This is a genomic window from Roseovarius sp. (assembly GCF_018066915.1).
GTDB lineage: Bacteria > Pseudomonadota > Alphaproteobacteria > Rhodobacterales > Rhodobacteraceae > Roseovarius.
Genome location: NZ_JAGPVV010000329.1, coordinates 1 through 2,964, shown reverse-complemented (window position 1 = coordinate 2,964; position 2,964 = coordinate 1). Strand labels below are relative to the sequence as shown.

The following is a 2,964-nucleotide window of genomic DNA, read 5'->3' as shown; positions in this document are numbered from 1 at the left end:
CATCGACATCCTGTTGCACGCCGCCGAGGCGCATGCCACCGAAGGCATCGTGTCGGCGCGGGTCGAGGGCGATCTGCACAGCCAGACCTATCCGCAAACGCTGGCGCGGGCGGCGCAACTGGCACAGGCGCTCACGGCACTTGGACTGGAACCGGGGGACCGGATCGGCACGCTGGCGTGGAACGGCCACCGGCATTTCGAACTTTATTACGGGATTTCGGGCATCGGCGCGGTGTGCCATACCCTCAACCCGCGCCTCTCGCGCGAGCAATTGCTCTATATCATCGGACATGCGGGCGACCGGCTTTTGTTCCTCGATCTCACCTTCGTGCCGCTGATCGAGACGCTCTTGCCTGATCTGCCGCCAAGCCTGCGTTTTGTCATCCTGACCGACCGCGCGCATATGCCCGACTGCACCTTTGACGCGCTCTGCTACGAGGATTTGCTGGCGGCGCAGCCGACCGAGTTTGACTGGCCCACATTCGCTGAGGAGACCGCCGCCGGTCTGTGCTACACCTCCGGCACGACTGGCAACCCCAAGGGCGCGCTCTATACCCACCGCTCCACGCTCTTGCATGCGCTGCAAGTGCCGCTCTGCCAGACCTCCAGCTTTCGCGCAGGGGGCCGCGTGCTGCCTGTGGTGCCGCTCTTTCACGTCAACGCCTGGGGGCTGCCCTATGTCGCCCCACTCACCGGCATGACGCTGGTGATGCCGGGGCCAAACCTTGACGGGACCAGTCTATTTCGTCTGATGGACGCCGAGTGGGTCTATTCCGCCTGGGGTGTGCCCACGGTATGGGCGGGGTTGCTGGCGGAAATCAAGGCACAGGGGCGCATCCCCACAGGTTTTGCCGATCTGGTGGTTGGTGGCTCTGCCATGCCGCGCGTGATGATCGAGGCCTATGAGACACGCGGCGTCGTGGTCTCGCAGGCTTGGGGCATGACCGAAACCAGCCCTATCGGCGCTTACGGCGTGCTGTCCCCCGCGCTGCAAGCGGCACCGCTGGCCGAACGCATCGCCGCCAAATGCTGCGCCGGGCGTCGCCTCTTTGGGGTGGAGTACAAGATCGTGGATGACGCGGGCAAACGCCTGCCGCATGACGGGCAGGCGGCGGGCGAGCTATTCATTCGCGGCAATACCGTCATCAGTGGCTATTTCGAGAATCCAGAAGCCACCCGCGCCGCGATGGATAGCGAGGGTTGGTTTGGCACGGGCGATGTCGCCTCGGTCGGCCCCGAGGGGCGGCTCACGATCCGCGACCGCTCCAAGGATCTGGTGAAATCAGGTGGCGAATGGATCAGCTCGATTGATCTGGAAAACGCTGCCCTCTCGCATCCCGGCATCGCCGCCTGCGCCGTGATCGCCGTGCCGCATCCGAAATGGGATGAACGCCCCGTCTTGGTGGCCGTGGCCGCAGGCCAAGACCGCCCCGCACTGTCAGAGATCTGCGCCCATATGGAAACCCATTTTGCCAAATGGCAATTGCCCGACGATCTGCTCTGGGTCGAGGCGCTGCCGCTGACCGCCACCGGCAAAGTCTCGAAAATGACACTACGCGACCAGTTCGCCGACTACATCCACCCCGACCTGCGCGGGGACAGCGCATGAGCGGGCTTGATACAGACGCCGTCGCGGCATGGCTTGCCGCGCATCTTCCGGGCTTTGCGGGGCCGCTTACCGCGCAGAAATTCAGCGGCGGGCAATCCAACCCCACCTACCGCTTGATGACTCCCACGCGCAGTTACGTCCTGCGCCGCAAACCGCCCGGCGTGCTCTTGAAATCCGCCCATGCGGTCGAGCGGGAATTCCGCGTGCAGCGCGCGCTTGAGAATACGGCGGTCCCGGTCGCCCGGATGCACCTTTTGTGCGAGGATGAGCGTGTCATCGGCACGCCCTTTTACATCATGGACGAGGTCAAGGGCCGCACCTTTGACGCCCCCGCGATGCCCGGCCTCACGCCGCCCGAACGCCACGCCATCATCGACGAGATGAACCGCGTTCTGGCCGCCATCCATGACATTGACCTGGTGCAAACCGGCCTCACGGACTATGGCCCCACCGGCAATTACTACCGCCGTCAGGTGGATCGCTGGTGCGCGCAATATACCGCCACCGCCACCGATGATCTGCCCGACATGATTGCCCTAATGGCGTGGCTCGATGCGCATATTCCCGACGATGACGGGCAACGCACGCTGGTGCATGGCGACTACCGGCTCGACAATCTGCTCTTTGAACCCCATGGCACCGCCTGCGTCGCCGTGCTGGATTGGGAGCTATCCACGCTCGGCCACCCCTACGCCGACCTTGCCGCCGTGATCATGCAATGGTCGATGCCCGCCACCACAGAGGGGCGCGGCCTTGCGGGTGTGGACCGCGCAGCACTTGGTCTCTGGTCAGATGCGGAGTTTATCGCCCGCTATTGCGACCGGCGCGGGATTGCGCCGATCGAGGGGTTCCATTTCTACATCGCCTTCAGCTATTTCCGCATGGCGGCCATCCTGCAAGGCGTCAAGAAACGTGCGCTGGATGGCAATGCCTCTGACCCCGCACGCGGCCTGCGCCTCGGGGAGTATGTGCCCGACTTCGCCCGCGCGGGCCTTATCGCGACCAAGGACAAGACATGACCCAGGACATCGACCCAAACCTCCTCGAACCGCCCTCGGCGCTGCAGACCCATCTCGGCTATCGCCTCATTGCCTGGTCCAAAGACTTTGCCCGACTGGAACTGCCGCTGGAGCCCTACCTGATGAACCGTCAGGGTCTGCCCCATGGCGGCATCCACGCCACCATGCTCGATACCGCCATGGGTTTTGCCGGGTGCTACACCGGCGACCCGGAGCAGCAGCAGATGGCGCTCACCCTGTCGCTGACGGTCAATTATCTGGGGCAGGCCACCGGCGCGCGGCTGATTGCCGAGGCGCGGCGCACGGGCGGCGGCAAATCCACCTATTTCGCAGAAG

At 64.4% G+C, this 2,964-nt stretch carries 3 protein-coding genes; all 3 read left to right on the top strand.

Features of this window, described 5'->3' with window-relative positions; all coding sequences use genetic code 11:
- Position 1: 1 nt before the first annotated feature.
- Positions 2-1,609, top strand: coding sequence for a long-chain fatty acid--CoA ligase (locus KBT70_RS18430; protein ID WP_296637635.1), 1,608 nt, complete (start codon positions 2-4; stop codon positions 1,607-1,609).
- Positions 1,606-2,628, top strand: coding sequence for a phosphotransferase family protein (locus KBT70_RS18425; RefSeq protein ID WP_296637634.1), 1,023 nt, complete (start codon positions 1,606-1,608; stop codon positions 2,626-2,628). Before KBT70_RS18430 ends, KBT70_RS18425 begins: the two co-directional genes overlap by 4 nt.
- On the top strand, positions 2,625-2,964 hold a 340-nt coding region (locus tag KBT70_RS18420; RefSeq protein ID WP_296637632.1), incomplete at its 3' end, for a PaaI family thioesterase. The genes KBT70_RS18425 and KBT70_RS18420, both read left to right, overlap by 4 nt.